The organism is Natronoarchaeum philippinense, from assembly GCF_900215575.1.
Lineage (GTDB): Archaea > Halobacteriota > Halobacteria > Halobacteriales > Natronoarchaeaceae > Natronoarchaeum > Natronoarchaeum philippinense.
Genome location: NZ_OBEJ01000002.1, coordinates 1 through 22,756, shown reverse-complemented (window position 1 = coordinate 22,756; position 22,756 = coordinate 1). Strand labels below are relative to the sequence as shown.

Below are 22,756 nucleotides of genomic sequence, written 5' to 3'. Positions count from 1 at the left end.
GAGTGCTTGCTTCGTCGAGATATAGGTGTAGCCCTCCTCGAACAGACTCAGAGCGGCGCGTGTGTCGAATCGAGCGGCATGAAATGCCATCGCACACGGCGGTCGAGTATGAAAATTGAAGACAGATGATCGGATCCGTTAGGAAGTGCCAACGACGAGCGACGATGTCGACGCGAGCGAGCTCACCAGCGGGGAGCTTCTGCGTCCGATGTTTCGGCTGGCGTGGCCACTGGTTGCCATCCAGCTGTTGCAGGTGGCGTACAACGTCGGCGACACGTTCTGGCTGGGCGCGTTCTCGGAAAACGCCGTCGGCGCGCTGAGCCTCGCGTTTCCGCTGATCTTCCTGCTAATCTCCGTCGGCGGCGGGTTCACCGCCGCGGGTGCAATCCTGATCGCCCAGCACACCGGCGCCGAGAGCGGGAAAGACAGCCTCGTCGCCGGGCAGACGATTTCTTTCGTCACGATCGTGGCGATCGTCCTCGGCGTCGTCGGCTACGTGGCGACCGATCCCCTGCTCGGACTGCTGCCCGCCGATCCCGAGACGAAGGCCCAGATCGTCCCGCTGGCAGCCGACTACATGCGCATCTTCCTGCTGGGCGTGCCGTTTATCTTCGGCTTTTTCGTGTTCGTCTCGCTGATGCGCGGCTACGGCAACACGCGCGCGCCGATGCGGGTAATGATCGTCAGCGTGGTGCTCAACCTCGTGCTCGACCCGCTTCTGATCTTCGGCGTCGGGCCGTTCCCGGCGCTTGAGATTCAGGGTGCTGCGGTAGCCACGGTGTTCTCGCGCGGGGTGGCGACGGTGCTGGGGCTGTACCTGCTGCTCGGCAGCGGCGTCGGTCCCGATATTTCGCGGGACGATCTCGTCCCGCGATTGGAGTATATCCGTGAGATCACGCGCATCGGCGTCCCGACGGCGCTCGAACAGTCGATGAGTTCGCTGGCGATGGTCACGCTGACCGCGATGGTGGTGTCGTTCCCGCCCGCGGTCGTCGCGGCCTACGGGCTGGGCAACCGGCTCATCTCGCTGGCGCTGCTGCCCGCGATGGGACTGGGACAGGCGACGGACACGATCGTCGGGAAGAATCTCGGCGCCGGGAAGCCAGAGCGCGCGGAACGCGCCACGTGGATCGCGGCGACTGTGATCGCCGGCGTGATGGCCGCCGCCGGACTGCTGGCGTTTGCGGTCCCCGAACCGATCGTCAGCGTGTTCATGACCGCCGACACCGAGGGCGCGGCCGAAACGATCGCCTACGGGAGTACGTATCTCCGGTTCGTCGCCACCATGTTCGTGTTCATGGGCGTGTTGCAGGTCATCCTCGGCGCGTTCCGCGGCGCGGGCAACACGAAGACGGCGCTGGTGTTCTCGGTTGTCACCCTCTGGGTCGCGCGCGTCCCGGCGACGTACTACCTCGTGTTCGTCGCCGACTGGGGGACGACCGGCATCTGGACGGCCGTCGTTATCGGCGACGTGGTCGGCGCGATCGCGGCGGTCGCGTGGTTCACGCGCGGAACGTGGAAGCAAGCGATCGTCGAGGACGCCGACGCCGTGCCGGCGGAGTGACGCGACGGGAGCAAAAAGGCCTTAGTCGAGGTGGTCGAGTATGCCGATATGAAGGCGATCGTCTTGGCCGGCGGCTACGCTACTCGACTCTGGCCGATCACGAAGCATCGGCCCAAGATGTTCCTCCCGATCGGCGACACGACGGTGATCGACCGCATCTTCTCGGATCTCGAAGCCGACGACCGGATCTCGGAGGTGTTCGTCTCGACGAACGAGCGTTTCGCCGAGGACTTCCGCGATCATCTCGCCGAAAGTTCCTTCGAGAAGCCGACGCTGACGATCGAGGAGACGAGCGAGGAAGACGAGAAATTCGGCGTCGTTGGCGCGCTGGCTCAACTCGTCGAGCGCGAGAACGTCGACGAGGATACCGTCGTCATCGCCGGCGACAACCTCATCAGCTTCGACGTGTCGGAGTTCGTCGACTTCTTCGAGGAGAAAGGATCACCCACGCTCGCGGCCTACGACGTTGGATCCCGGGAGAAAGCCAAGTCCTACGGACTCGTCGATCTCGACGGCGACGAAGTCGTCGACTTTCAGGAAAAACCCGACGATCCAAACAGCACGCTGGTCTCGATCGCCTGTTATGGCTTCCCCGCCGAAGCGCTGGACCTACTTTCGGAGTATCTCGACTCGGGCAACAACCCCGACGAGCCCGGCTGGTTCATCCAGTGGCTCCAAGAGCGCCGGTCGGTCCACGCCTTTACGTTCGAGGAGGCGTGGTTCGACATCGGTACGCCAGAGAGCTACCTCGAAGCGATCGCGTGGTACCTCGACGGCGACACCCACGTCGCAGAGTCGGCGACGATCGAGAACTCCCGGCTCGGCGACAACGTCCACGTGATGCCCGACGCCGAGGTGTTCGACTCCGACGTCGACCAGTCGATCGTGTTCCCCGACGCCACGCTCCGGGACTGTGACATCCGATCGTCGATCATCGACCGCGACACCGATCTGGACGGCCTGAACCTTCAGGGCGCGCTGATCGGCGCCCACACTCAGATTTCCAACGGGAAGTAACGCGCCAGCGCACCGACCGCCGGGGAATATATGTAGCCGGGCGCGCACCGATGGGGTACTACGAATGGCAGACGACGCAGACCCCGTCGAACAGATCGCGTTTCTCGCCCGATCGAACGCTCGCGTTCGTGTCCTCGAACAGCTACTGGACTCCGGTTCGGCCGATCAGCGCACCTTGCGCACTCGGCTCGACGCGTCCCGATCGACGATCGCCCGCACGCTCACGGCGCTCGAACAGCGCGGCTGGATCGAAACGGACGGCAGCGTGTACCGATTGACGACGGTCGGGACGATCGTCGCCGAAGAGTTCGAGGAGCTCGCGGACGCGCTCCGTGTGACCGACGAGTTCTCGACGTTTCTCGAGTGGTTTCCCTACTCGGAGTTCGACCTCGATCTCGCGGAACTGCAGGACTCGACGATCACGACCGCCACGTCGTCGGACCCGTATGCGGCCGGCAGAACGCAGACCGAGTTCCTCTACGCCACGGATCGGTTCCTGGGGTTTCTCCCGGCGATCGACATCGAGGGGACGCGCGTCGTCCACGAACAGATCACCGAACACGGGTTCGAGGCCGAAATCGTCGTCTCCGCGGAGGTCAGTGAGACGATCACGCAAGGCGAGTACGCCGACCTGTTCCGGGCGCAACTCGAGACGGGGCAGTTGACGGTCCTCGTCCACGACGGTGCCCTGCCGTTCTATTTAGGACTCGGTGACGAGGAGCGCGTTCAGATCGGCGTCGAAGACGACGAGGGGTTCCCGCGCGCACTTCTCGAAAGCTCGGCACAGACTGTGAGACGCTGGGCAGAGGACGTGTACGAGGAGTATCGTGCCACGGCACAGCCCATGTCGTTCGAGGAGTTCTGACCGAGTGGCGGCCCTGTGCAGGGGCTGCACAACTTCCCACGGGGTAAGATAATAACGACCGGTGGTCTTGCAGACGATGATGAGCGCAAGGAAGACGGGGATCGCAACGAGGCCGGCCCGGCTTCGACGAACTACCGCTATACCCGGTCGCTGCTCTCGGGGGCCGACTGGACGATGACGTGTACGAACTGCGGCTCGACGCCGCTCTCGATGCGATACACGCTTCGCTTCACTCCGGATGGGCGGCCCTCGAGGAATATCGATCTGTACCTCTGTGACGCGTGTCTCTCGGGGCTCTGTAGCGATCCGGATATCGAGCTGGTCGACGAGCCGGCAGCGATTCGCCTGCGGGAGTGACCCGCGGGGCGCACCTTCCAGTCGCTACTCGCCCAGTCGCGCGTCCGTGATCCGCACACTCCCACGCGTCCCGTCCCACTCGGTCTCGTACTCCAACTCGATCGGACGGTCCATGTACGGCGCGTCGGTCACCAGCGTCTCGAACTCGCCGCCTTCGCCGAGGATGTGGACGCCGTACTCCTCGTTGAGCGCTTCGAGGTCTGCCAGCGCGTCGGCGTCGAGACGGCGACCGAGCCACGACTCGTCGAGGCCGGCGGCGGCGACCTGAATGATCCGGATCTCGAACCCCGCGTCGAGCATTTCCTCGGCGAGCGCTCGCGGATCGCGCTGCCATAGCGGCGCGAACAGATCGATGTCGAGGCGGTCACAGAGCGCTTCGATCCGGCTGGTCTGGAACTCGCTTTCGACCGCGCCGGCGGTGACGCCGGCGATACCGCCGTCGAGCTCGGCGTCGAGCTCGGCGTCGAGCTCGCGCAGCGCGGCCTCGAGCGGCTCGACTTCGGCGTCGCCCTGCGCACCCGAATCGGCGATGCCCTCGGCCTCGAAGTCGTCGGGTTCGACATCGACGAGCGGAATGCCGACGCTCTCGGCGGCGAGGCTCGCCAAGTCGGTCGCCGGAACGTGATACATATACGAGTCTCCCTCGGGGTGGACCGTGAGGAGTCGCCCGACATCGAGCCCGTCTTCGAGCGCGCGGTACAGCGCCCACGAGGAGTCCTTCCCGCCCGAAAAGAGGCTGACCCAGCGCCCGGCGTCGTCTGCCATGCCCGGCGATTGTCGTCGCCGGAGGATAGATGCGTCGAAGCGCCGTCGCTACGATTCGGGATCGCCCTTCGGACCGGCGTCGTCGGCATCCTGACGAGCCGACGCCGACTCGGTGGCCGATGGAGGCTGCGCTTCGCCGTCCTCGATCGCCGACCCGCCGATCGCGGTCGCAATCCGAATGCCGATCAGGCTCACCAGCACACCGCCCACGACGAACGCGCCCAGCCGGTTGCCCAGACTGAGAGTGAACCCCTCGACAGAGACGGCGCCCGCCTCGATCGAGGGGACGGTGACTGGCGGCACCTGCCCCGCGCGTTCGAGGAAATAGCCCGCGAACCCGCGGACGACCAGCCCGATCCCGACGACGACGAAGGGGAGATTGAGATAGGACTGCCGGACGCTCTCGCCCCCGATCACCTCGTCGATCAGGCGGCCGGTCGAGGCCGCCAACGCGGCCATCGTCAGCCAGAGGATGCTGTCGTACGCAAACGTCATCGCGGGGAGAAACGCGTCTCTAGTACTGGCGATCTCCGAGACGCTGAGCGCGCCGGCGAACACGCCGACCAGCGTCAGCCCGGCGGCGACCACGTAGGTAACGACCGACACCTGCCCGGAGTACAGTGAGTCTCGCGCTTGGGTCGCCAGCCGCCGTAGGGCGTCGTCGATGCCGATCCCCTTGTACAGCAAGAAGACGCCGATAACGGCGGTGATGATAGCCATCGCCTCGGCAACGCCGGTGAAAATCGTCAGCGCTGGGAAGGCAAGCAGCGCCAGCCCGATCGGCACCAACACCGTCTGGCGCAGCTCCTCGTCGGCGAGGAACTGCTTCAGCAGGTAGTACGTCGATTCGATGTCCCGAGCCTGCCGGACGACAACCCGGTCGACCGAGTCGACGCGCAGCCGGCTCTCGACGATCGGCACCAGACGTTCGTCCTCGGCGCTGTCGATCACGACGACGGCCGAATCGGGATCGTGCTCGTCGATCAGCTCGTCGAGTTGGCTGGCGACGGCACGGTCGGCGCCGACCATCGAATCGCTGGCGCCCGAGACGACGGCGACGACGGCGTCGTCATCGCCGTCGCGTAGCTCGCGTGCGACCTTGAGCGTCTCCAGCAGCGAGTTGACGCTCGAATCCTCCGGATCCGAGAGCCCGACATCGACGACGAGCGAACGGACGGCTTCCCAGCCCACGACGGGCGTCTCCAGCCCGGTCTTGTGACCGACGTCGTTCGTCCGGTCGACACAGAGCACCAGCGTTGTCACTGTTGACACCATGTCGACCGCGGGATAAAAAGTCACCTCTCGGTTCACCGGGCGCGACGGCACGCACGCGGTCGACGCCGCGCTGGGAGCCGCTCAGCGAAGCCGAAGATCGATCTCGCGGTCGTCGCTTACCGTGCCGGCGACGCCGGCGCCGAAGGCGTACGCGGCGCGTTCGGCGCCGCCTCGCACGCGCGCGGCGATGCCGCGCTCGGGCTCGAACGGCTCGACGGTGACAGACTCGACGCCGAGCCGGTCTGCGAGTTCGTCCTCGACATCCTCGCGGCGCCCAATGTGGTCGACCAGCCCGAGTTCGGCGGCGTCCTCGCCGAGATAGACTCGCGCCTCGGTGTCCCGGATCGCCTCGGCGTCGAGATCCCGGCCGTCGGCGACGCGCTCGACGAAGTTGTCGTAGAGGTCGTCGACGATCCCCTGCAGGTACGCACGCTCGTCGTCGTCGAGTTCCTTCAGCGACGCGCCGGCGTCCTTGTACTCACCGGCGGCGAAGCGCTCGTAGCTGAGTCCGACTTTCTCGGCCAGCCCGGCGGCGTTGACCGTCGAGCCGATCACGCCGATCGAGCCGACGATCGTCGCGTCGCGGGCCCAGAGTTCGTCACAGCCGCTTGCGATCCAGTAGCCGCCGCTGGCACAGGTGTCCTGCGCGTAGGCGATCGTCGGGCCGTCGAACGATTCGGCAGCGAGCTTGATATCGTCGCTCGGGACGACTTCGCCGCCGGGCGTGTTCAGTTTGACCAGCAAGGCGTCGACCGCGTCGTCGGCGTCGGCGCGCTCGATCTGCTCGACGATGTCGTCGGCCGGCGTCGATCCGGGCTGGCTGGGCAACGGCCCGCCGCCGCCGTCGCGGGTGATCGGCCCCTCGACGGCGACCTCAGCGACGTTGTATTGCGGGAACAGCGATCCGACTGCGCTGCCGGCGAGCCGCGCTCCGACGAGCGCGAGCATCAGCGTCAGGACGATTCCGAGCAGTTCGGCCAGTCCGAACGGAAACTCGACGAACAGAACGTAGCCGATTCCGGCGGCGATCACCGCCCCCGCGAGCACCGCCGCGAGCGTTCCGAGCGCGCGTAGTCGGTCACTCACCGTATCCACCTCGTCGTTGCATGCGGTGGTCTCGGGGACGATTGGACATAAAACGGGCGGCGCGGCGGCGTCGAGATATCGGCGGGCCTGTCCCGTTTCGGGGGCAGTTTCTTGTAGGACTGACTGCAAAGACGATGTAGAATGTCGGACTCACTACTCGCCGAAGAGGCGGCCGAGAAGATCAGGACAGTCAGCCGCACCGCGATCGGCGACAGCCTCCGGTCGGTGACGTACTTCACGCGCGACGACTACGACCAGCTGTATCTCCGGAACGACCTAGAGCAAGATGCCGATCTGACGAGCTTCATCGGCCACGAGTGGTACGGGTTCAAGACCGCCCAAGCCGCCTACGAGGGAACCGAACTCGGCGCCTACAAGTACACGATTCGGGCGTTCGACAACGGCTACCTCGTTCGGGTGACAGACGAGCGCGAGGGCGTGTTCGTCACGACCGACGGGCTGACGATGCAGGACTTCGAGAACGTCGCTACCTCGATCAAAGAAGTGCTGCGCGAGCAGCAGTAGCCCTCCACGGGGCCGGCCGGAGCGGTGTCACAACGGCCCGTAAACGCAACGCCCAACACTGCTCGACTCGTGTTTTCGACAATGACCGACGACGTACCTGCGGCGGCCCACGACGCCGTCGAGCGCCACGGCGCCTTCGAGACTGAGGGAGATGGGTATCGCTGTACGACGACGCCGCTTTCGGCGACAGTGACGCTCTCTGCGGCCCCCGGCGATCGCGACGCCACGTTCGAGGTCGAAGTCGGGATGCCGTCGCTCGACGCCGTCGTCGAGGGCGAACGCGTCGCCGACGTGGTCGAAGACGGCTGGTTCGACACGCTCGAACGGCGTCTCGACGACGCCTACGACGCCGTCAAGTCGAGCGACAGACTCGATCCCGAAATCGAGCGCAGCGACGAGGAAGTCGTCGCACGCTTTGGCGTCCAAGCATGGACCGCACGACAGGGCGTCGACGACGCGAAAGCCATCGTCGACTACGTCGAGGGAACGTACGTACAGGGCGTCATCCCCGGCTACGAGTACGGCGAGCCCGTCGCCGGCCTGCTCAATCGCGCCCAGCAAAACGCCGACAGCGACGAGACGAACCGCGGTGGGACGCCGCTGTAGCGTCGGCGTCCGGCGGCGACACACCGAGCAGGAACTCTGGTATTAGTCCAGCGAGACGTACGTTTTCGTGTCCGTGACGCCACCGAGTCCGCGGACGCCCGAGGAGGCCGTTTCGAGCACTTGGTACACCTCACCCACGTCGACCTCGGCGATGATGTCGTAATCGCCCGCGACGATGTGGGCCTCGGCGACCTGCGAGAGGTCCCGGATCGACCCGAGCAGTTCTTCTGATTTCCCCGCGGCCGTCTTGATCATTATAAACGCGTGTACCATCCTGCTGTGTGGTACACTGTGGCACGACAAAAATCTTTGCACGGTGAAACCGTCGCTGTCGTCTGTTCGGCGCCTCTCCACGGCGATTCGAGGGTTTCGTCGTCGATGCCTGTCGGAGCCGATCGTGTCAGCGACGGCGATTTCGAAGGGAGGCAGGGCAAAGTTATTGAAGGTCTATCTCGTACGGAGGAACATGCGGTTTGTTATCATAGGTGCTGGACGAGTCGGGCTTCGGACTGCCCGCGTACTGCACGAGGAGGGCAACGAGGTGACGCTCATCGAGCAGGACCCGACGAAAGCAGATCGTGCCCGGGAGCAGGGCTATGACGTGATCGAGGGCGACGGGTCGCGCGAAGCGGTGCTCGAAGAGGCGGGCGTCGGAGATGCCGACGCCGTCGGAGCGCTGTCGGGCGATCTCAACGTCAACTTCGCCGCCTGCCTGATCGGCGACCACCACGACTGCCGGACCGTGCTTCGGATCGACGAGGACTACCGCGAAGGCATCTACCGCAAGTACGCCGGCGAGGTCGACGAGATCGTCTACCCCGAACGCCTCGGCGCGATCGGCGCCAAAAACGCGATGCTCGGCGGCGATATCCGCGCGATCGCCGACATCGCACAGCACCTGCAGGTCGTCGAGTTGACGATCACGCCCGAAGCGCCGACGGCGGGCTACACCATCAGCGAGCTTCAACTGCCCGCCGACGCCACGGTACTCGCCTTCGGCAAGCGCGACGCCCCGGTCGAGATTCCCTCGCCCGACGAGTCTATCGAGCCCGGCGACCGGCTGATCGTACTCGCCGACTTCGACGTGCTGGACGACGTTCGACAGATTCTGGTCGGTGACAACAGCCGCGCGGCGGCCCAAGCGGGGGGTGTCTGACGATGGTGATCGCCTACGTGATGATCAAGGCCAACACCGGCGAAGCCGACCGTCTTCGGAGCGATGTCGAGTCGATCGACGGCGTCGAACACGCCCGCATCGTGGCCGGCGATGTCGACATCATCGCAAAGGTCGACGTGGAGACACCCGCGGAAGTCAAAGACATCGCCGCGACGGCGATCCAAGGCGTCGACGGCGTCGAGGACACCCAAACCTACATCGCGATGGATTGAGTGACGGCCGTTTTGGCTCCGGTGGCCGTCGAATGCTCCTCACTCCTCGGCACAGATTGCGACGAAGTTCCGGAAGCCACCTTTTTCTTCGTCGGGTCGCCACCGGCGACCACTCCTCGAAAAACGTGGGCGAAAAAGCCCCCTCGCTCACTGCGTTCGCTCGGTGTGAACCGACGGCGCTGCCGTCGAATTACCTCACTCCTCGGCACAGATTGCGACGAAGTTCCGGAAGCCACCTTTTTCTTCGTCGGGTCGCCACCGGCGACCACTCCTCGAAAAACGTGGGCGAAAAAGCCCCCTCGCTCACTGCGTTCGCTCGGTGTGAACCGACGGCGCTGCCGTCGAATTACCTCACTCCTCGGCACAGATTGCGACGAAGTTCCGAAGAATCTGCAGGCCCGTCTCGCCGCTTTTCTCCGGGTGGAACTGAGTGCCGAACACGTTGCCGGCCTCGTTGGCGACGATGCTGGGGAACGAGACGCCGTAGTCGGTCGTGGCGACGACGGCGTCCTCGTCGTCGGGCTCGGCGTAGTACGAGTGGACGAAGTAGGCGTGCTCGCCGTCGACGCCGTCGACGAGCGGGTGGTCGCGCTCGACGTTCAGCTCGTTCCAGCCCATCTGGGGCACCTTCTGGCCCTGATCGAAGCGGACGTTCGTGCCCGGGATCAGATCCAGTCCCGTCACCTCGCCCTCGCCGGCGTGGTCGGCTTCCTCGCTGTCGGTCAGCAGCATCTGCATCCCCAGACAGATGCCAAAGAGCGGCTGGCCGCGCTCGGCGGCGTCGTCGAGCGCCTCGCGGTAGGGGCCGGCGTTCTCGACGCCTTCGCGGAACGCGCCGACGCCCGGTAGGACGATGCCGTCGGCCGCCTCGAACGCGTCGGGATCGTCGGTGATCTCGACGTCCGCGCCGGCGCGTTCGAGCCCGCGGGTCACGCTGCGGAGGTTCCCGAGGCCGTAGTCGACGACGACGATCGACGCCGACGCCGCGGCGTCGTCCGGTTCGGTCTGCTGGCTCATACCCCGACGTAGGGCCACCGCTGGGAAGTTCCTTCCGCTTCGCGTGACAGTCGCCGGCCGCGCGACGAGCTAGCACGTGGAGAACCACGACAGATTGGTAGCGCGCTTATGCCCATCGACGCGCTAGCACTGACGCATGTTCTCATCGGATCGGTACGAAAACGCGATCGAGGACGGAACGTTCGGAGGCGTGCCCCGGTACGGCGCGCTCGAGATCGAGGACGGGTCGGTCGTCGTCTACGACCGCGACGACGGCGACGCGTGGATACGCTCGGACTACGCGATCGAAGTCGGCTAGAAGTCCCCGAGGCGGGCCTGCCCGTCGCCGGTGTCGACGCCCGAGAGGTCGGCAGCGGTTGCGATGGTCTCCGCGAACGTCTCGCGCTGGCCGGGATCGTACAGCGTCGCGGCGGGGTGGACGCTGACCAACACACGACGGGGCGTCCCGGCGATCCGGGTCTCCTCGACGCTGCCGGCGACCTTCGTGACCGCCAGATCGCGTTCGAGCAGGTGTTCGCTGGGGACTTTGCCAAGCGTGACGATCACCTCGGGATCGAGCAAGTCGAGTTCCCGTTCGAGATACTCCCGACAGTTCGAGAGCTCCTCGTCGGTCGGGTCGCGGTTGTCCGGCGGCCGACAACGCACGCAGTTGGTGATGCGGATGTCGGCCCGCGCGAGTCCGGCGTCCCGGAGCGCGTCGTCTAACACGTCGCCGCTTCGGCCGACGAACGGCTCGCCGCGCTCGTCTTCTGTGGCGCCGGGCGCCTCGCCGACGAACACGAGATCGGCGTCGTCGGGTCCGACGCCGTTGACGATGCGGCTGCGCGACTCGCAGAGTTCGGGACAGCGCTCGCAGGCGGTCACCGACAGCCCGTCCATCTCGCCCATACTCGGTCGAGCGCGCTCGCGGTACTACCCTTTTCGGGTTTCCCGGCCCGACCCGTCGCCACACCGGTACTCGTGGCCGGCCCGCGCGGCCAGCCGAGCTACGCGGAGCGGTTCGGGGCGACCGCCCGCCGGCGTGAACTCGCGTACGACCCGCCGAGCGGTGTCTTCGTCGGTGCCGACCCAGCGGACGTACACGTCGTCGCCGTCGACGGCGACGCGGTGACGCGGCGGCTGGTCGCGGTAGATCGCCAGCCGACGCTCGCGCTCGGCGCCGTCGAACGCTGCGGCGATGGCGTCATCCAGTCCCGTGCTCTCCTCGAACGACACCGACAGCACCGGTCGCTCGACCACCTCGTAGACGCCGTGGAGATCGGCGACGTTGTACCACGCCAGCGCGATGCCGGCAAGAAAAACGTAGCGAACGTCCTCGCGCGCGAGCCGGTCGGTCAGTGCGCGGACGCTCTCGGTGGCGTCCGTGCCGCCGACGGTGCAGCGCTCGAACCCGACGCCGTCGACGACGCGGTCCGCGCGCACGACCGCGCCGGCGAGCGTCGAGTCGGTCGCCTCGTCCGACCCGTCGTACGATTCAGCGACGCCGAGCGCCCGCGTGCCGGGCTTCACTCCTCTTTGATGTCCTGTAACCGGTCGAGAAGTTCGTCGTTCGATGCGTCGATCTCGTACTCTACGTCGCCGTCGTGGTCGTTTTCCGACGAATCGACGCTGTCGCCGTCGATATCAGCGTCAAAATCTTGGTTTTCCTGTTCGGATTCGTCGTAGCTACCGAATCCCATACGGGTAGGAATACGCGTTTGATGCACAAAAAATCAACGCAGATCGGGAGATGACACCCGAAGAATAGATTCGAGACGCCGACGCAGGTGCCCCATCGGCGTCCCGGACGGTGCCGAAGCTACTGACCGACAGTCGGCAGTTCGATTTCCTCGCCGTCGACTTCGACCGTCGGCTCGCGTAGGATGCCGTCGAGATGCAAGGGAGCGTCGGTGTCGCCGCCGATACCGGCGTCGTCGCCGATGGCGATGTGAACCGTCCCGCCGGCTTTCTCGTCGAGCAGGACCGATCCTACGAGTTCTTCGACCGCGAGATTCGTGCCGATGCCCAGTTCCGCGAGGTTGTACGCGTCTCGACCGACTTCCTCGGCTGCGGTCTCGACCTGCTCGCGGATCTCGTCGTCGGAGATGTCGGTGACGAAGCCGTCCTCGACCTCGAAACTGAGCGTCTGCCCGTCCTCGAGCAGGCCGTGGGGTCGCATCGTGCCGTCGACGACGAACCGGCCGTCGGCCGTCTCGGGACTGACGAACACCTCGCCGGCGGGCAGGTTCGAGAAGTCGCCCGCGTCGTGGACCATCCCGGTGTCGGTGTGCCACTCCCGGGCGCCGATGCCGAAGGTGATGTCGGTGCCGGCCGGCGTCGTCACCCGGATCTCCTCGGCGTCGTCGACGAGGCCGAGCATCCGATCGGACTCGGCGGCGATCGACTCGTAGTCGGCGTCCAACCCGGCGGTGAACACGTTCTCGGTGATGCCGGGCAGCGTCGCGCCGCGGGCGCCGGCGTCGCAGGCGTCGCCCCGAGCGCGCGTGTGACTGATGCTTTTCGTCGTCGGTGCGAGAAAGGCGTCGGCGTCGGCCATCGCGGCGGCGACCGGCGCGGGCGGCTCCTCGCCGTGCTGGTCGCCCGGGGGATACCGGAGAATCGTCGCGCCGTCGTCGATCTCGCTGGCCACGTCGTACAGCGCCTCGCCGATGGGCTCGCGTTTGTCGTCGGTGACGATCACGCACGACTCGTCGGCCGAGAGATCGAGACACTGGCGTACCGCCGTCTCGGCGGCGTCGCGGAGGTTTGCCATACCCGATTCGATGGCGGGCACCGGGTTAGGTTTTGCCCCACGGCGGCAAAACGGCCGAGGACGCCGACGGCTGCACAGGCGCCGTGGGCGTTCTCCCGAAGTACGCTCGGCCATCCTCGCCGAACTGGCTCGAAAGTGAGGCCTAGCACCGCTCGACGATCGGCGGCGTCGAGCGATGCTCGTCCGCACACGCTGCCCGTCGATGCTCGCCGACCGGTCATCGCGTCGCGCGCACAACCCGAGATTACCCCGACGCAGTCGGGCGGCGTGACAGTCTGTCTCGCTCTCGCATATGAATCAGAATAGCCCCCGAGACGGGGCGGCCCCCAACGAAATAGCCGCTCGAAACTTCCAGCTACCGCCGGTATAGGTGCGTGTGAACGATCTCATTCAGTTCGAAACGGGAGTGATCAGGGAGTGATGTGGCAGGACTTCGTCTTCATGGCCGGTAGTTCGCTGTCGGTGCTGTTTTTAGCGCCGACGATCCGGGACACCAGCGCGCGGGTGCCACTGGCCACGAGCCTGCCCTCGATGCTCGTCGGCGGCGTCTACTCGATGACCTTCCTCACCCTCGGGATGACGTTCTCGGCGCTTGGCGCCGCGGCCACCTGCACGATGTGGACGCTGATCGCCGCGCTTCGATCGCCGCGGTCGCCGCTGTCGGGCGGCGGAGTCGGACAACGAGTCGTCCGGGGACTCGCGCTGTTTGGCGCCGATCTCAAGCGCTGGCTGGCTCGCCTTCGGAGCGAGGACGGCGTCGAGCAGTTCGTGATCGACCCGCAGTCCAGCGACCGGTTCCAGCCGGCCGACGACTGACTGGAGTCAGACCGACGTCTCGACGCCGATCTCGAACCGCGCGCCGCCGGCCTCGCTCTCCCCGAGTGTGATTGTCCAGTCGTGGGCGTCGACGACCTGTTCGACGATGGCGAGGCCGAAGCCAGTGCCGTCGGGGGCGGTCGTGTGGCCCTGCTCGAACACCTGCTCGCGCTCGCCCTCGGGGATTCCGGGCCCGTCATCTTCGACGTAGAATCCCCGCCGAGCGTCGAGTCCACCGACCCGGACGGTCACGTCGTCGGGGCCGTGTTCGACCGCGTTTCGAAAGAGGTTCTCGAACAGTTGGCGCAGTCGGGATTCGTCGGCCTGCACTGTCGGCGGATCGCTAACCTCGATCGCGGCCTCGGGAGTATCGACCGTCTCCCAAGCGTCCCGCGCAACGGCGTCGGGCGCAACCGTCTCGGTCTCGCCGACCGACTCGCCCTGCCGGGCCAACGTCAGCAGGTCGTCGATCAGGTTGTCGATCCGTCGAAGCGACCGCTCGACCTCGTCGAGTTGCTCGTCGTCGGTACGCTCTTGGGCGGCATCGAGGTGGCCCATGGCGACCGTCAGGGGGTTGCGGATATCGTGGCTGACGACGCTGGCGAACTGTTCGAGCCGTTGGTTCGTCGCCGCCAGTTCCGCGTTTGCGGCTTCGAGTTGTTCCTGCCGGCGCTTGCGTTCGAGTTCCTGACTCGCCCACTGTGCGAGCAGCTCGACGAACGTGCGCTCGGAGTCCGAAAAGAGTTTCTCGCGGGTGGCGTCGTCGGCGAAGCAAAACGTGCCGTACAGCTCTCCGTGAACCTCGATCTTACCGCCGAGATAACACGACAGCCCCCAGCGCTCATAGGTGTCGCCGTCGACCCACTCCGCCGCGGCGGCGTCGGCGGCGCCAATAACCTCGTCTGACTCGACAGTCGCTTCGCAGTAGGCCTGCGAAAGCGGCGAGGTGGCGCCCTCCCGCAGCAGTTCGTGCTCGCCCTCGACCGTCACGATCTCCTGAGTGTCGTCTTCGATCCGGGTCATAAAGCCAAGCGAGAGGCCGAGACGCTCGCGCCCCACGTCGAGGATGCGCCGTAGCTTCTCCTCGAATGTAAGCTCGGGATCGGACGTGATCTCGTAGAGCTTCCGCAACGATCGCTCGCTGGCCTGTAGCTCCTGTTGGATGCGATTGCGTTCGGAAATGTCCTTGCCCTGAGCGATCAGCGAGACGACGCGCCCATCTTCGTTGGTAACGGGGCGGATCGTCCCGTCGATCGTCACCGTCGCGTCATCGGCGGCGTGGTGTGTGGACTCGTAGCGAACCGACTCGCCGTCGGCGGCGCGCTCGATCCACTCTTTGAGCTTCTCTCTGGGCGCGCTTGGATGGTCCCACCAAGCCGTGTTCCAGAACGGCATGCCGTTTACCTGCGCGAAGTCGGTGCCGGCAAACTCCAGTGCGGCCTTGTTCGCTTTCCGAACAATCCCGTCGGGGTCGAGGAGAATGATAAACGAGTCCGGATCCCCGAAAACGGCGTCGAACTGCCGCTTGTACTCCCGAAGCCGACGCTCGCGGGCGTTGCGCTCGGTGACGTCCCGGACGATTCCAGAGAACAGTCGCTCGCCGTTTCTGCGGTGCTCGTCGAACGAGATCGCGAGCGTAAGCTCCCGGCCGTCGCGGTGTCGTCCCGGCAACTCGACGTAATCCCAGTCGATGGTCCGCTCGCCCGTTTCGAGGTACGTGTCCATCCCCTCGTTGTGGTCCTCCTCCAGCGACTGGGGGATTAGCGTCGTCAAGGGCTCGCCACGGAGTTGATCGGGCTCGTACCCGAACAGCTCCTCGACGGTATCGTTGACGAACCGGATCGTGCTCGCCTCGTCGACGACCAAAATGGCGTCCGACGCCTCGTGGACGAGGTCCCGATAGAACTGGTCGTTCGATCCGGCCGGCAGGGTGGCCGGCACGACGGCACTTTCGATCCGGCGTGCGAGTACATCCACCGGATCGACGGCGTCGGCTCTGACGTGCTCGGCGATGGCGTCGCCCGCCTCGGTGATGTCACCGGGTTCGGCGCCAACCAGTACGACAGGAACGTTCTCACAGGCCCGTTCGGCGAACGACAGCCAGCCATCCAGCGACGGCGACGTGACGACGCAGTGGACCGCTCTGGCTTCGATCCGCTCTGTCGCCGCAGCTGTATCGGCAGTGGCCGAAACCTCAAAGCGTTCGTCGTCGGCAAGCGTCGACACCGACTGCCGACGATCGGCATCGACATACAAAACAGCGAGTTCCCCCGAAGCGTCCATACCCACAGAGTGATTTCCAGCTACTTGAATCCGGCTACAGTCTGGGGTTCAGGGGCGTCTCTTCCGGATCTATCGCTCGGCGGCGGCTTCCAGGGCCTCGACGGCGGGCAGCGGCGCGCCCGTCAGTGCACCTCGGACCGAGACGCCCCCGGCCAGAGCGTTCACCGGGCGAGATAATCCCTTATTTGAGTCAGATACTCGAGGAACAACGGAAGCTTGGATTGCAAGACGTTGTACAGTCCTCGTCGTCGATCTCGTCGCCATACTGGTGTGCGAGTACATTTCGGAATCCAGCAGCCTGTGCCATTCCCGTGGCAGTGTCGTCGTCGAGGATAGCTCTGTCACCGAGGAGTCGAAAGGCCGCCGCATTCGTTGGCGGTACGTCGGCGCCGTCTGTCCGAAGCACCATCTTGGCGATGTCGATACACGCCTGAATCGCGGTCTCGAACTCCCGTTCGACGATCGTCCGATTGGAGCGGCTCGATCGGTACGCAGCCAGTGTTAGCGAATCTCGCTTCTCGGCGAGCACTTCGACGGCGTCACGCACGTACTGGGCCTTCTGGAGAATACGCCGCTCAGTACGGGAGTCCATCTCAGACGGCCCGCTCGATGTCGGTCAGTACCTCGTCGAACTCTTCGAGAGGGTCCTCACTGGCACGGTCGGACGGCGAATCGGGACGAAGACTCGTAACCGAAGACGCCGATCCGTACACGAGGATTCCCTCGTCGATCACGTCAGTGACGAGCGACGGCGGCGCGCGTTCGAGCGGAACGACATCGACGGCGTCAGTTTCGAGGACCACCGACAACTGCTCGGTCAGGCCAAGCCGAGCCTCCGTTTTGGCGCTCGAAGAGAGATCGGGATCGAACGTGACGGCGAGGTCGATGTCGCTTCGTTCGGTGGCGGCTCCGCGGGCCACAGACCCATACAAGACAGCAGCGCGCACCGGAAACCCATCGACCGCCGCGGTGACGGCGCCAAGATCAACGTCCTCGACATCGGTGTCTTCGCGCGTCTGCATTGTCGAACACTACACTTCCGATTTACTTGGTAGTACTGGTCACTCGAACCGGAAGAGAGAACGGGGCTCCGCGAACGTCTACCGCTCGGCGGCGGCTTCCAAGGCCTCGACGGCGGGCAGCGGCGCGCCCGTCAGCGCGCGCAGGTACGCACCGCCGGCGATCGAGAGGTGATCGAAGTGCTCGGCACCGATGTCGTACATCTCGACGGCCCGGGAGGTGTCGCCGCCGCCGACGACCGCGTAGCAGTCGGTCTCGGCGATGGCTTCGAGGACGCCGCGGGTGCCGTAGCTGAACTGCTCCATCTCGAAGACGCCGAGTGCGCCCTTGACGAGGACGGCCTCGGACTCCTCGATGTGCGGTCGGTACTCGTCGATGGTGGCCTCGCCCACGTCCATGTACTCGTCGGGGTGGTCGGCGTTCTCGACGCGCTCGGTGACCCGTTCGCCGTCCTCGCCCTCGCGGGCGACATCGACGGGCAGCGAGATGCGGTCGCCGTAGGTCTCGATGACCTCGCGGATCGTCTCCTCATTTTCCTCCCAGCTCTCGTCGTAGAGGCCGGGGCCGTCGGGCGTGTCGATGCCGATCTCGTAGCCTTTCGCTCGGAGGAACAGGTGCCCGACGATGCCGCCCAGCAGGAACTGGTCGACCTTCTCGTCTAAGTTCTCCATCGCCGCGATGACATCTTCGGCCTTCGTGCCGCCGAGCGCCATCGTCACCTTGCCGTCGAACTCGCGGCGCTCGATGGAGGTGTTGTACTCGTACTCGTCTTCCATCACCGAGCCGGCGTAGCTGTCCATGACCTGCGGGAAGCCGACGATCGAGGTGTGGGCGCGGTGGGCGACCGAGTAGCCGTCGTTGACGTAGGCGTCGAACTCCGGCGCCAGCGTCTGGACGAACTCGGTTTCGCCGTGTTCCTCGGGCGTCAGGTCGGCGAGTTCCTCGTCGGTCATCCGGACGTTCTCCAGCATGAGCACGTCGCCGGATTCGAGGTCCTCGGTCGCGTCGAGGGCCTCCTCGCCGTACGTCGAGGGGACGTACTCGACGGGGTGGTCGAGATGGTCGGCGAGGATGTCGGCGTGCTGTTCGAGCGTGACGAACGTGTCGCGGCCGGGACGGCCCTGATGGGCCATCAGCGCGACGGCGTGGTCGTTCTCGGTCAGTTCCGCGACCGTCTCGGCGTGGCGGGCAAAGCGGCGGTTGTCCTGCACGTCGCCGTCGTCGACGGGCGCGTTCAGGTCGACGCGCATCAGGAGTCGCTGCTCGGAGTCGAGGTCGTCGATGGTGTTGAACATGAATGGTGGAATCTGCCGAAAGTGAGTACGCGATCGGTTCGAGGGGCCGAGCCTCAGGCGGAGGCTTCGAGTTCGGACTCTTCGGTGACGTAGGCCGCGAGGTCGAGCATCCGGTTCGAGAAGCCGTACTCGTTGTCGTACCACGCGAGCACCTTCACGAGGCCGTCCTCGACTTTCATCGTGGCGTCGCCGTCGATCAGCGAGGAGTAGGGCTGGCCGACCACGTCACGCGAGACGATCTCGTCGTCGGTGTAGCCCATGACGCCTTCGAGGTCGCCCTCGGCGGCGTCCTCGAACGCGGCGTTGATCTCCTCGATGGAGGCGTCGGCTTCGAGGTCGACCGTAAGGTCGGTGATCGAGCCGTCCGGAACGGGCACGCGCATCGCCATGCCGTCGAGTTTGCCTTCGAGCTGGGGCAGGACCTCGGTGGTCGCCTGCGCGGCGCCCGTCGAGGTCGGGACGATGTTCTCGGCGGCGGCGCGGCCGCGGCGGCGCTTGGCCTTGGGGCCGTCGACGAGGCTCTGGGTGCCGGTGTAGGCGTGGGTCGTCGTCAGGACGCCCGACTCGATGCCGAACTCGTCGTCGAGCACCTTGGCGACGGGCGCGACGGAGTTCGTGGTACAGGAGGCGTTCGAGACGACGTCTTGGCCCTCGTACTCGTCGTGGTTGACGCCGTAGACGATCGTCAGGACCTCCTTCTCGCCTTTCGGCGGCGCGGAGATGATGGTCTTCTCGGCGCCGGCTTCGACGTGCTTGTACGCGTCGTCGTAGTTGCGGAACAGGCCGGTGCACTCGAAGGCGACATCGACGTCGAGATCGTCCCAGGGCAGTTCGGCGGGGTCTTTCTCCGAGAGGATCGGGACCGTCCGATCGCCGACGACGAGGTCGCCGTCGTCGTCGATCTCGACGTCCTCGGTGCGGCCGTGGACGCTGTCGTACTTCAGGAGATAGGCCATATCGTCGACGTCCATCACGTCGTTGATGCCGACGACCTCGATGCCTTCGGCGTCAAGGGAGGCGCGGAACACGTTGCGCCCGATACGACCGAACCCGTTCAGTCCTACGCGGAGCGTATCGTCTGCGGAGTCACTCATACGAGTCGGATACGACCTTCCGAGTAAAGTATTTACCTAAAGACGATTCGGATGTCAGATCCGTCTTGCAATTAATAATTTAGAATTACAAAACGGTGCCTGATCGCCCGATTCATCAAAAAACGAGGAATGGGCAGAAACAAACGGAGCGGGCGGAGAAATACATCAATATAGATATGTATCCAGCGGTAGCGGCCAGTACAGGGAGGCATGGTGAATGCTGCCATCTACCACGAATATCAACAAACGAAAAAATTTGTCTATCGGCGTCAATCAGTGCCTGAGACACCGATAGCACTGATTTATCGTTTGGTACTATATTTCGAGTAAGGATCTATCAACCACACGAAGATTTATCCCGGCGCCTACCGCACCCACACACATGCTCCACGTGGGCGTCAACGGCTACGGTACCATCGGCAAGCGCGTCGCCGATGCGGTGCGATCGCAACCGGATATGACCGTCGAGGGCGTAACCAAGACCGGCCCCGACTTCGCCGCAGAGCGGGCCAGTGTTGCAGGCTACGATCTGCACGCGACCGACGAGGACGCCGTCGATGCGTTTCGGGCGGCCGGCCTCGACATCGCCGGTACCGTCGAGGATCTCGTCGACGCCAGCGACGTGATCGTCGACGCGACCCCCGGCGGCGTTGGCGCCGAGTACCGATCGCTGTACGAAGCCCACGACACGCCAGCGGTGTTTCAGGGTGCCGAGAGCCCCGACGTGGCCGAGATGAGTTTCAACGCTCGGTCGAACTTCGAGGACGCACGGGACGCCGAGTACGTCCGAGTCGTCTCGTGTAACACGACCGGGCTTTCACGATTGCTCGCGCCGCTCTCGGAGACCTACGGCGTCAAGAAGGCGCGTGCGACGCTGGTGCGCCGTGGCGGCGACCCCGACCAGTCCGGACGGGGACCGATCAACGACATCCTTCCCAACCCGGTCGAAGTTCCCTCTCACCACGGCCCGGACGTGCAGACTGTTTTCCCTGATCTCTCGATCGATACGCTCGGGCTGACGGTGCCCGCGACGCTGATGCACGTCCACAGCGTCAACGTCACGCTCGAATCGGCGCCCGATGTCCGCGACGTGCGGGACCTGCTCGACGCCGAATCGCGGGTGTTTCTCGTCCCCCGACGCTCGCGGATCGAGAGCTGCGGCGAGCTTCGCGAGTACGCCCGCGACGCCGGACGGCCGCGGGGAGACATCTGGGAGAACTGTGTCTGGGAGGAGTCGATCACCGTCGAGGGACGGGACTTCTATTGTTTTCAGGCGATCCACCAAGAGGCCGACGTGGTGCCCGAGAACGTCGACGCGCTCCGGGCGATGTTCGACCTAGCCGACCGCGAGGAGAGCGTCGCCCGGACGAACGCCGCGCTGGGGCTCACGGACGAAGCCGTCCGTATCGAAGCACCCGGCGTCGCCGCCGACGGGAGCGGTCGGAATCGCTGATCCAGCCCGAGAGAGGCCCAGTCACCGTCGGAGAGCCGATTCGACGGCGGCGGCGAATTCCGGGGCCGACAGAAGGTTTTTGCCGCGGTAGGGACTACCAACGTTCATGCACCGCGACGACCGCGACGACCCCTTCGACGATCTGTTCCGGGAGATTGAGCGGATGATGAACGACGCTATCGGCCAAGGCAACGTCGATGTCGGCTTCGAGGACGACGCCGGCTTCGGCACTGACACGCACGTGGATGTCCACGAAACCGACGAGGAGGTCCGCGTGATCGCGGACATTCCCGGCGTCGAGAAAGACGACATCGACCTGCAGTGCGACGGCAAGGTGCTGACGATCGGCGCCGCCAGCGAGCGTCGCACCTACGACGATCGGGTCACGCTGCCGAGCCGCGTCGACGAGCACACCGCCAGCGCGACGTACAACAACGGCGTCCTCGAAGTCGTGTTCGATCAGGCCGACGACTCCGCCGACATCGACCTGGACTGATCGCGGTCGCTCGACTCACTCGATTTCTCCGCGGTCTCTGATCGACGCCGCCAGCTGATCGTAGAAACCGGGTTCGTACTTCGTTTCGGCGTCGATCGTCGGTCGAGCGTTCGTCTCGCTCACCACGACACGCCCGTCGCTGACCAGCAGGTCGACGCCGACGAACGGAATGTTCACCTCGGCGGCGACGCGCTCGGCCAGACGCCGCCACTCGTCGGGCAGGTCGACGCCGGTCGCCTCGGCGCCCCGGTGGACGTTGTGCTTCCACTGGCCGGCAGCCAGCGCGTCTTCGGGGAGGCGACGCTCGACGGCGCCGACGAACTCGCCGTCTAACACCATCGCCCGGTAGTCCCGAGCGTCGGGCAGGTACTCTTGGACGAGAAAGGATTTGTCGCCGGTCGCCCGGAAGTCGTGGACCAGATCGAGGTAGTCGACGACGCCGAGAAACGAGTCGAGATCGGTCGCCTTGGCGACGCCGACGCCGCGAGTCGTCGAAGTCGGCTTGACGACCACGGGCGGGTCGAACCGCTCGAAGGCGTCGATTAGATCGGCCTCGTCGACGGGGTTCGACACCAGCGTCGTCTCGGGGACAGGTACGTCAGCCCGATCGAGACGGGCGATCACGCCGGCCTTGTTCCGCGAGGTCAGCACGGCGTCGCGGCCGTTGAGCCACGGCACGTCGAGCATCGCCTCGGCCGCCCCGCCCTCGATCATCCGGCCGGGGTAGACGAAGCCAACGTCGAACTCGTCGGGCGACCACGGGCGCTCGCCGGTCAGCGACAGCGTGCGCTCGGAGACCGGCACGTGACGAACCTCGATACCGCGTTCGGCCAGCGGATCGGCCATCCGCTCGAACGTCTCGGCGCGGTTTGCGACCGCGAGCGTCAACATACCGCCCACTCGGTGCGGAAGGGGCAAAAAGACGGGTACTACGAGTGTTCGACTGTGGCGTCACGCGCGAGAGAAAAGATCCGCAGAACCGAATCCGGCCCGGCCTCAGGAGACGAGCTTCTCCTCGCCGCGCTCGACGACGATGCGACACGGCGGGGAGAGCTTGTTGTACGAGCGCCGGAAGGCCTCC

At 65.5% G+C, this 22,756-nt stretch carries 27 protein-coding genes and 1 pseudogene; 12 read left to right on the top strand and 16 right to left on the bottom strand.

What is annotated here, in order from left to right; all coding sequences use genetic code 11:
• The first annotated feature begins 208 nt into the window (after positions 1–208).
• The 4 genes from CRO01_RS06740 (at position 209) to CRO01_RS06725 (ending at position 3,803) form a co-directional block, all read left to right on the top strand.
• A complete protein-coding gene (locus CRO01_RS06740; protein ID WP_097009142.1) occupies positions 209–1,564 on the top strand; it encodes an MATE family efflux transporter in 1,356 nt (451 codons plus the stop codon).
• A gap of 48 nt (positions 1,565–1,612) precedes the next feature.
• On the top strand, positions 1,613–2,581 hold the full coding sequence (locus CRO01_RS06735) for a sugar phosphate nucleotidyltransferase (RefSeq protein WP_097008385.1): 969 nt from the start codon (positions 1,613–1,615) through the stop codon (positions 2,579–2,581).
• A 64-nt stretch (positions 2,582–2,645) separates the two neighbouring features.
• Positions 2,646–3,446, top strand: coding sequence for a helix-turn-helix transcriptional regulator (locus CRO01_RS06730; protein WP_097008384.1), 801 nt, complete (start codon positions 2,646–2,648; stop codon positions 3,444–3,446).
• A gap of 15 nt (positions 3,447–3,461) precedes the next feature.
• Positions 3,462–3,803, top strand: a complete 342-nt coding sequence (locus CRO01_RS06725; RefSeq protein WP_097008383.1) for a hypothetical protein — start codon at positions 3,462–3,464, stop codon at positions 3,801–3,803.
• Between the two features lie 24 nt (positions 3,804–3,827).
• Here CRO01_RS06725 and CRO01_RS06720 read toward each other — a convergent pair whose 3' ends face one another.
• The 3 genes from CRO01_RS06720 to sppA all read right to left on the bottom strand — a co-directional run bounded on the left by CRO01_RS06720 (position 3,828) and on the right by sppA (position 6,929).
• Positions 3,828–4,568: a diphthine--ammonia ligase gene (locus tag CRO01_RS06720; protein ID WP_097008382.1), complete on the bottom strand. Its 741-nt coding sequence runs from the start codon at positions 4,566–4,568 to the stop codon at positions 3,828–3,830.
• A 48-nt stretch (positions 4,569–4,616) separates the two neighbouring features.
• Positions 4,617–5,831: a DUF373 family protein gene (locus CRO01_RS06715; RefSeq protein ID WP_097008381.1), complete on the bottom strand. Its 1,215-nt coding sequence runs from the start codon at positions 5,829–5,831 to the stop codon at positions 4,617–4,619.
• Positions 5,832–5,924: 93 nt separating this feature from the next.
• Complete coding sequence (gene sppA, locus CRO01_RS06710; protein WP_097009141.1) at positions 5,925–6,929, bottom strand: signal peptide peptidase SppA; 1,005 nt, start codon at positions 6,927–6,929, stop codon at positions 5,925–5,927.
• 141 nt (positions 6,930–7,070) lie between these two features.
• On the opposite strand from sppA, the gene CRO01_RS06705 reads away from it, so the two are divergent.
• On the top strand, positions 7,071–7,454 hold the full coding sequence (locus CRO01_RS06705) for a DUF7522 family protein (RefSeq protein WP_097008380.1): 384 nt from the start codon (positions 7,071–7,073) through the stop codon (positions 7,452–7,454).
• An 81-nt stretch (positions 7,455–7,535) separates the two neighbouring features.
• Positions 7,536–8,060, top strand: coding sequence for a DUF5813 family protein (locus CRO01_RS06700; protein WP_097008379.1), 525 nt, complete (start codon positions 7,536–7,538; stop codon positions 8,058–8,060).
• Positions 8,061–8,102: 42 nt separating this feature from the next.
• On the opposite strand, the gene CRO01_RS06695 is transcribed toward CRO01_RS06700, so the two are convergent.
• Positions 8,103–8,333, bottom strand: a complete 231-nt coding sequence (locus CRO01_RS06695; protein WP_097008378.1) for an Lrp/AsnC ligand binding domain-containing protein — start codon at positions 8,331–8,333, stop codon at positions 8,103–8,105.
• Between the two features lie 193 nt (positions 8,334–8,526).
• Between CRO01_RS06695 and CRO01_RS06690 the strand changes: the two genes are divergently transcribed.
• Both CRO01_RS06690 and CRO01_RS06685 read left to right on the top strand, forming a co-directional pair.
• Positions 8,527–9,216 (top strand): potassium channel family protein, encoded by a 690-nt coding sequence (locus tag CRO01_RS06690; protein WP_097008377.1) that lies wholly within the window; start codon positions 8,527–8,529, stop codon positions 9,214–9,216.
• Between the two features lie 2 nt (positions 9,217–9,218).
• Entirely contained in the window at positions 9,219–9,449 is a 231-nt protein-coding gene (locus CRO01_RS06685; RefSeq protein WP_097008376.1) for an Lrp/AsnC family transcriptional regulator, read from the top strand.
• A 351-nt stretch (positions 9,450–9,800) separates the two neighbouring features.
• On the opposite strand, the gene hisH is transcribed toward CRO01_RS06685, so the two are convergent.
• Positions 9,801–10,466 carry an imidazole glycerol phosphate synthase subunit HisH gene (gene hisH / locus CRO01_RS06680; RefSeq protein WP_097008375.1) on the bottom strand — a complete coding sequence of 222 codons (666 nt, stop codon included), beginning with the start codon at positions 10,464–10,466 and terminating at the stop codon, positions 9,801–9,803.
• Positions 10,467–10,602: 136 nt separating this feature from the next.
• On the opposite strand from hisH, the gene CRO01_RS16575 reads away from it, so the two are divergent.
• Positions 10,603–10,764, top strand: coding sequence for a DUF7331 family protein (locus CRO01_RS16575; RefSeq protein WP_179747420.1), 162 nt, complete (start codon positions 10,603–10,605; stop codon positions 10,762–10,764).
• Here CRO01_RS16575 and CRO01_RS06675 read toward each other — a convergent pair.
• From CRO01_RS06675 to CRO01_RS06660, 4 genes are all read right to left on the bottom strand, one after another.
• The gene (locus CRO01_RS06675) at positions 10,761–11,354 is read right to left on the bottom strand and encodes a uracil-DNA glycosylase (protein WP_097008374.1); all 594 of its coding nucleotides are present in this window, start codon (positions 11,352–11,354) and stop codon (positions 10,761–10,763) included. The genes CRO01_RS16575 and CRO01_RS06675 overlap by 4 nt on opposite strands.
• A 24-nt stretch (positions 11,355–11,378) precedes the next feature.
• Positions 11,379–11,975, bottom strand: a complete 597-nt coding sequence (locus CRO01_RS06670; protein WP_097008373.1) for an endonuclease dU — start codon at positions 11,973–11,975, stop codon at positions 11,379–11,381.
• Positions 11,972–12,145, bottom strand: coding sequence for a DUF5786 family protein (locus CRO01_RS06665; protein ID WP_097008372.1), 174 nt, complete (start codon positions 12,143–12,145; stop codon positions 11,972–11,974). The genes CRO01_RS06670 and CRO01_RS06665 overlap by 4 nt, the downstream gene beginning before the upstream one ends.
• 119 nt (positions 12,146–12,264) lie before the next feature.
• The gene (locus tag CRO01_RS06660) at positions 12,265–13,218 is read right to left on the bottom strand and encodes an aminopeptidase (protein ID WP_097008371.1); all 954 of its coding nucleotides are present in this window, start codon (positions 13,216–13,218) and stop codon (positions 12,265–12,267) included.
• A 417-nt stretch (positions 13,219–13,635) separates the two neighbouring features.
• On the opposite strand from CRO01_RS06660, the gene CRO01_RS06655 reads away from it, so the two are divergent.
• Positions 13,636–14,034 carry a hypothetical protein gene (locus CRO01_RS06655; RefSeq protein WP_097008370.1) on the top strand — a complete coding sequence of 133 codons (399 nt, stop codon included), beginning with the start codon at positions 13,636–13,638 and terminating at the stop codon, positions 14,032–14,034.
• A gap of 6 nt (positions 14,035–14,040) precedes the next feature.
• Here CRO01_RS06655 and CRO01_RS06650 read toward each other — a convergent pair whose 3' ends face one another.
• The 5 genes from CRO01_RS06650 to gap form a co-directional block, all read right to left on the bottom strand.
• The gene (locus CRO01_RS06650; protein ID WP_097008369.1) at positions 14,041–16,317 is read right to left on the bottom strand and encodes a PAS domain S-box protein; all 2,277 of its coding nucleotides are present in this window, start codon (positions 16,315–16,317) and stop codon (positions 14,041–14,043) included.
• Positions 16,318–16,507: 190 nt separating this feature from the next.
• Positions 16,508–16,909, bottom strand: coding sequence for a type VII toxin-antitoxin system HepT family RNase toxin (gene hepT, locus CRO01_RS06645; RefSeq protein WP_097008368.1), 402 nt, complete (start codon positions 16,907–16,909; stop codon positions 16,508–16,510).
• A gap of 1 nt (position 16,910) precedes the next feature.
• The gene (gene mntA / locus CRO01_RS06640; RefSeq protein WP_097008367.1) at positions 16,911–17,339 is read right to left on the bottom strand and encodes a type VII toxin-antitoxin system MntA family adenylyltransferase antitoxin; all 429 of its coding nucleotides are present in this window, start codon (positions 17,337–17,339) and stop codon (positions 16,911–16,913) included.
• A gap of 78 nt (positions 17,340–17,417) precedes the next feature.
• Positions 17,418–18,632: a phosphoglycerate kinase gene (locus CRO01_RS06635; protein ID WP_097008366.1), complete on the bottom strand. Its 1,215-nt coding sequence runs from the start codon at positions 18,630–18,632 to the stop codon at positions 17,418–17,420.
• A gap of 53 nt (positions 18,633–18,685) precedes the next feature.
• Positions 18,686–19,726: a type I glyceraldehyde-3-phosphate dehydrogenase gene (gap, locus tag CRO01_RS06630; protein ID WP_097008365.1), complete on the bottom strand. Its 1,041-nt coding sequence runs from the start codon at positions 19,724–19,726 to the stop codon at positions 18,686–18,688.
• Positions 19,727–20,108: 382 nt separating this feature from the next.
• Here gap and CRO01_RS06625 point away from each other — a divergent pair, with 382 nt between their 5' ends.
• Positions 20,109–21,179 carry a type II glyceraldehyde-3-phosphate dehydrogenase gene (locus CRO01_RS06625; RefSeq protein WP_097008364.1) on the top strand — a complete coding sequence of 357 codons (1,071 nt, stop codon included), beginning with the start codon at positions 20,109–20,111 and terminating at the stop codon, positions 21,177–21,179.
• Positions 21,180–21,285: 106 nt separating this feature from the next.
• A complete protein-coding gene (locus tag CRO01_RS06620) occupies positions 21,286–21,675 on the top strand; it encodes an Hsp20/alpha crystallin family protein (protein ID WP_097008363.1) in 390 nt (129 codons plus the stop codon).
• Positions 21,676–21,690: 15 nt separating this feature from the next.
• On the opposite strand, the gene CRO01_RS06615 is transcribed toward CRO01_RS06620, so the two are convergent.
• The gene (locus tag CRO01_RS06615; protein WP_097008362.1) at positions 21,691–22,566 is read right to left on the bottom strand and encodes an ATP-grasp domain-containing protein; all 876 of its coding nucleotides are present in this window, start codon (positions 22,564–22,566) and stop codon (positions 21,691–21,693) included.
• 105 nt (positions 22,567–22,671) lie between these two features.
• Positions 22,672–22,756, bottom strand: a pseudogene (rpl10e, locus tag CRO01_RS17105) (50S ribosomal protein L16); the annotation flags it as partial.

Excerpts from the sequence above, each read along its gene's own strand:
- CRO01_RS06615 (WP_097008362.1), bottom strand. The coding sequence starts at position 22,566 with ATGTTGACGCTCGCGGTCGCAAACCGCGCCGAGACGTTCGAGCGGATG.
- CRO01_RS06705 (WP_097008380.1), top strand. The coding sequence starts at position 7,071 with ATGTCGGACTCACTACTCGCCGAAGAGGCGGCCGAGAAGATCAGGACA.
- CRO01_RS06635 (WP_097008366.1), bottom strand. The coding sequence starts at position 18,632 with ATGTTCAACACCATCGACGACCTCGACTCCGAGCAGCGACTCCTGATG.
- CRO01_RS06685 (WP_097008376.1), top strand. The coding sequence starts at position 9,219 with ATGGTGATCGCCTACGTGATGATCAAGGCCAACACCGGCGAAGCCGAC.
- hisH (WP_097008375.1), bottom strand. The coding sequence starts at position 10,466 with ATGAGCCAGCAGACCGAACCGGACGACGCCGCGGCGTCGGCGTCGATC.
- CRO01_RS06690 (WP_097008377.1), top strand. The coding sequence starts at position 8,527 with ATGCGGTTTGTTATCATAGGTGCTGGACGAGTCGGGCTTCGGACTGCC.
- CRO01_RS06700 (WP_097008379.1), top strand. The coding sequence starts at position 7,536 with ATGACCGACGACGTACCTGCGGCGGCCCACGACGCCGTCGAGCGCCAC.
- CRO01_RS06620 (WP_097008363.1), top strand. The coding sequence starts at position 21,286 with ATGCACCGCGACGACCGCGACGACCCCTTCGACGATCTGTTCCGGGAG.
- CRO01_RS06665 (WP_097008372.1), bottom strand. The coding sequence starts at position 12,145 with ATGGGATTCGGTAGCTACGACGAATCCGAACAGGAAAACCAAGATTTT.
- CRO01_RS16575 (WP_179747420.1), top strand. The coding sequence starts at position 10,603 with ATGTTCTCATCGGATCGGTACGAAAACGCGATCGAGGACGGAACGTTC.
- CRO01_RS06675 (WP_097008374.1), bottom strand. The coding sequence starts at position 11,354 with ATGGGCGAGATGGACGGGCTGTCGGTGACCGCCTGCGAGCGCTGTCCC.
- hepT (WP_097008368.1), bottom strand. The coding sequence starts at position 16,909 with ATGGACTCCCGTACTGAGCGGCGTATTCTCCAGAAGGCCCAGTACGTG.
- CRO01_RS06660 (WP_097008371.1), bottom strand. The coding sequence starts at position 13,218 with ATGGCAAACCTCCGCGACGCCGCCGAGACGGCGGTACGCCAGTGTCTC.
- gap (WP_097008365.1), bottom strand. The coding sequence starts at position 19,726 with ATGAGTGACTCCGCAGACGATACGCTCCGCGTAGGACTGAACGGGTTC.
- mntA (WP_097008367.1), bottom strand. The coding sequence starts at position 17,339 with ATGCAGACGCGCGAAGACACCGATGTCGAGGACGTTGATCTTGGCGCC.
- CRO01_RS06720 (WP_097008382.1), bottom strand. The coding sequence starts at position 4,568 with ATGGCAGACGACGCCGGGCGCTGGGTCAGCCTCTTTTCGGGCGGGAAG.
- CRO01_RS06650 (WP_097008369.1), bottom strand. The coding sequence starts at position 16,317 with ATGGACGCTTCGGGGGAACTCGCTGTTTTGTATGTCGATGCCGATCGT.
- CRO01_RS06730 (WP_097008384.1), top strand. The coding sequence starts at position 2,646 with ATGGCAGACGACGCAGACCCCGTCGAACAGATCGCGTTTCTCGCCCGA.
- CRO01_RS06740 (WP_097009142.1), top strand. The coding sequence starts at position 209 with ATGTTTCGGCTGGCGTGGCCACTGGTTGCCATCCAGCTGTTGCAGGTG.
- CRO01_RS06735 (WP_097008385.1), top strand. The coding sequence starts at position 1,613 with ATGAAGGCGATCGTCTTGGCCGGCGGCTACGCTACTCGACTCTGGCCG.
- CRO01_RS06695 (WP_097008378.1), bottom strand. The coding sequence starts at position 8,333 with ATGGTACACGCGTTTATAATGATCAAGACGGCCGCGGGGAAATCAGAA.
- CRO01_RS06625 (WP_097008364.1), top strand. The coding sequence starts at position 20,109 with ATGCTCCACGTGGGCGTCAACGGCTACGGTACCATCGGCAAGCGCGTC.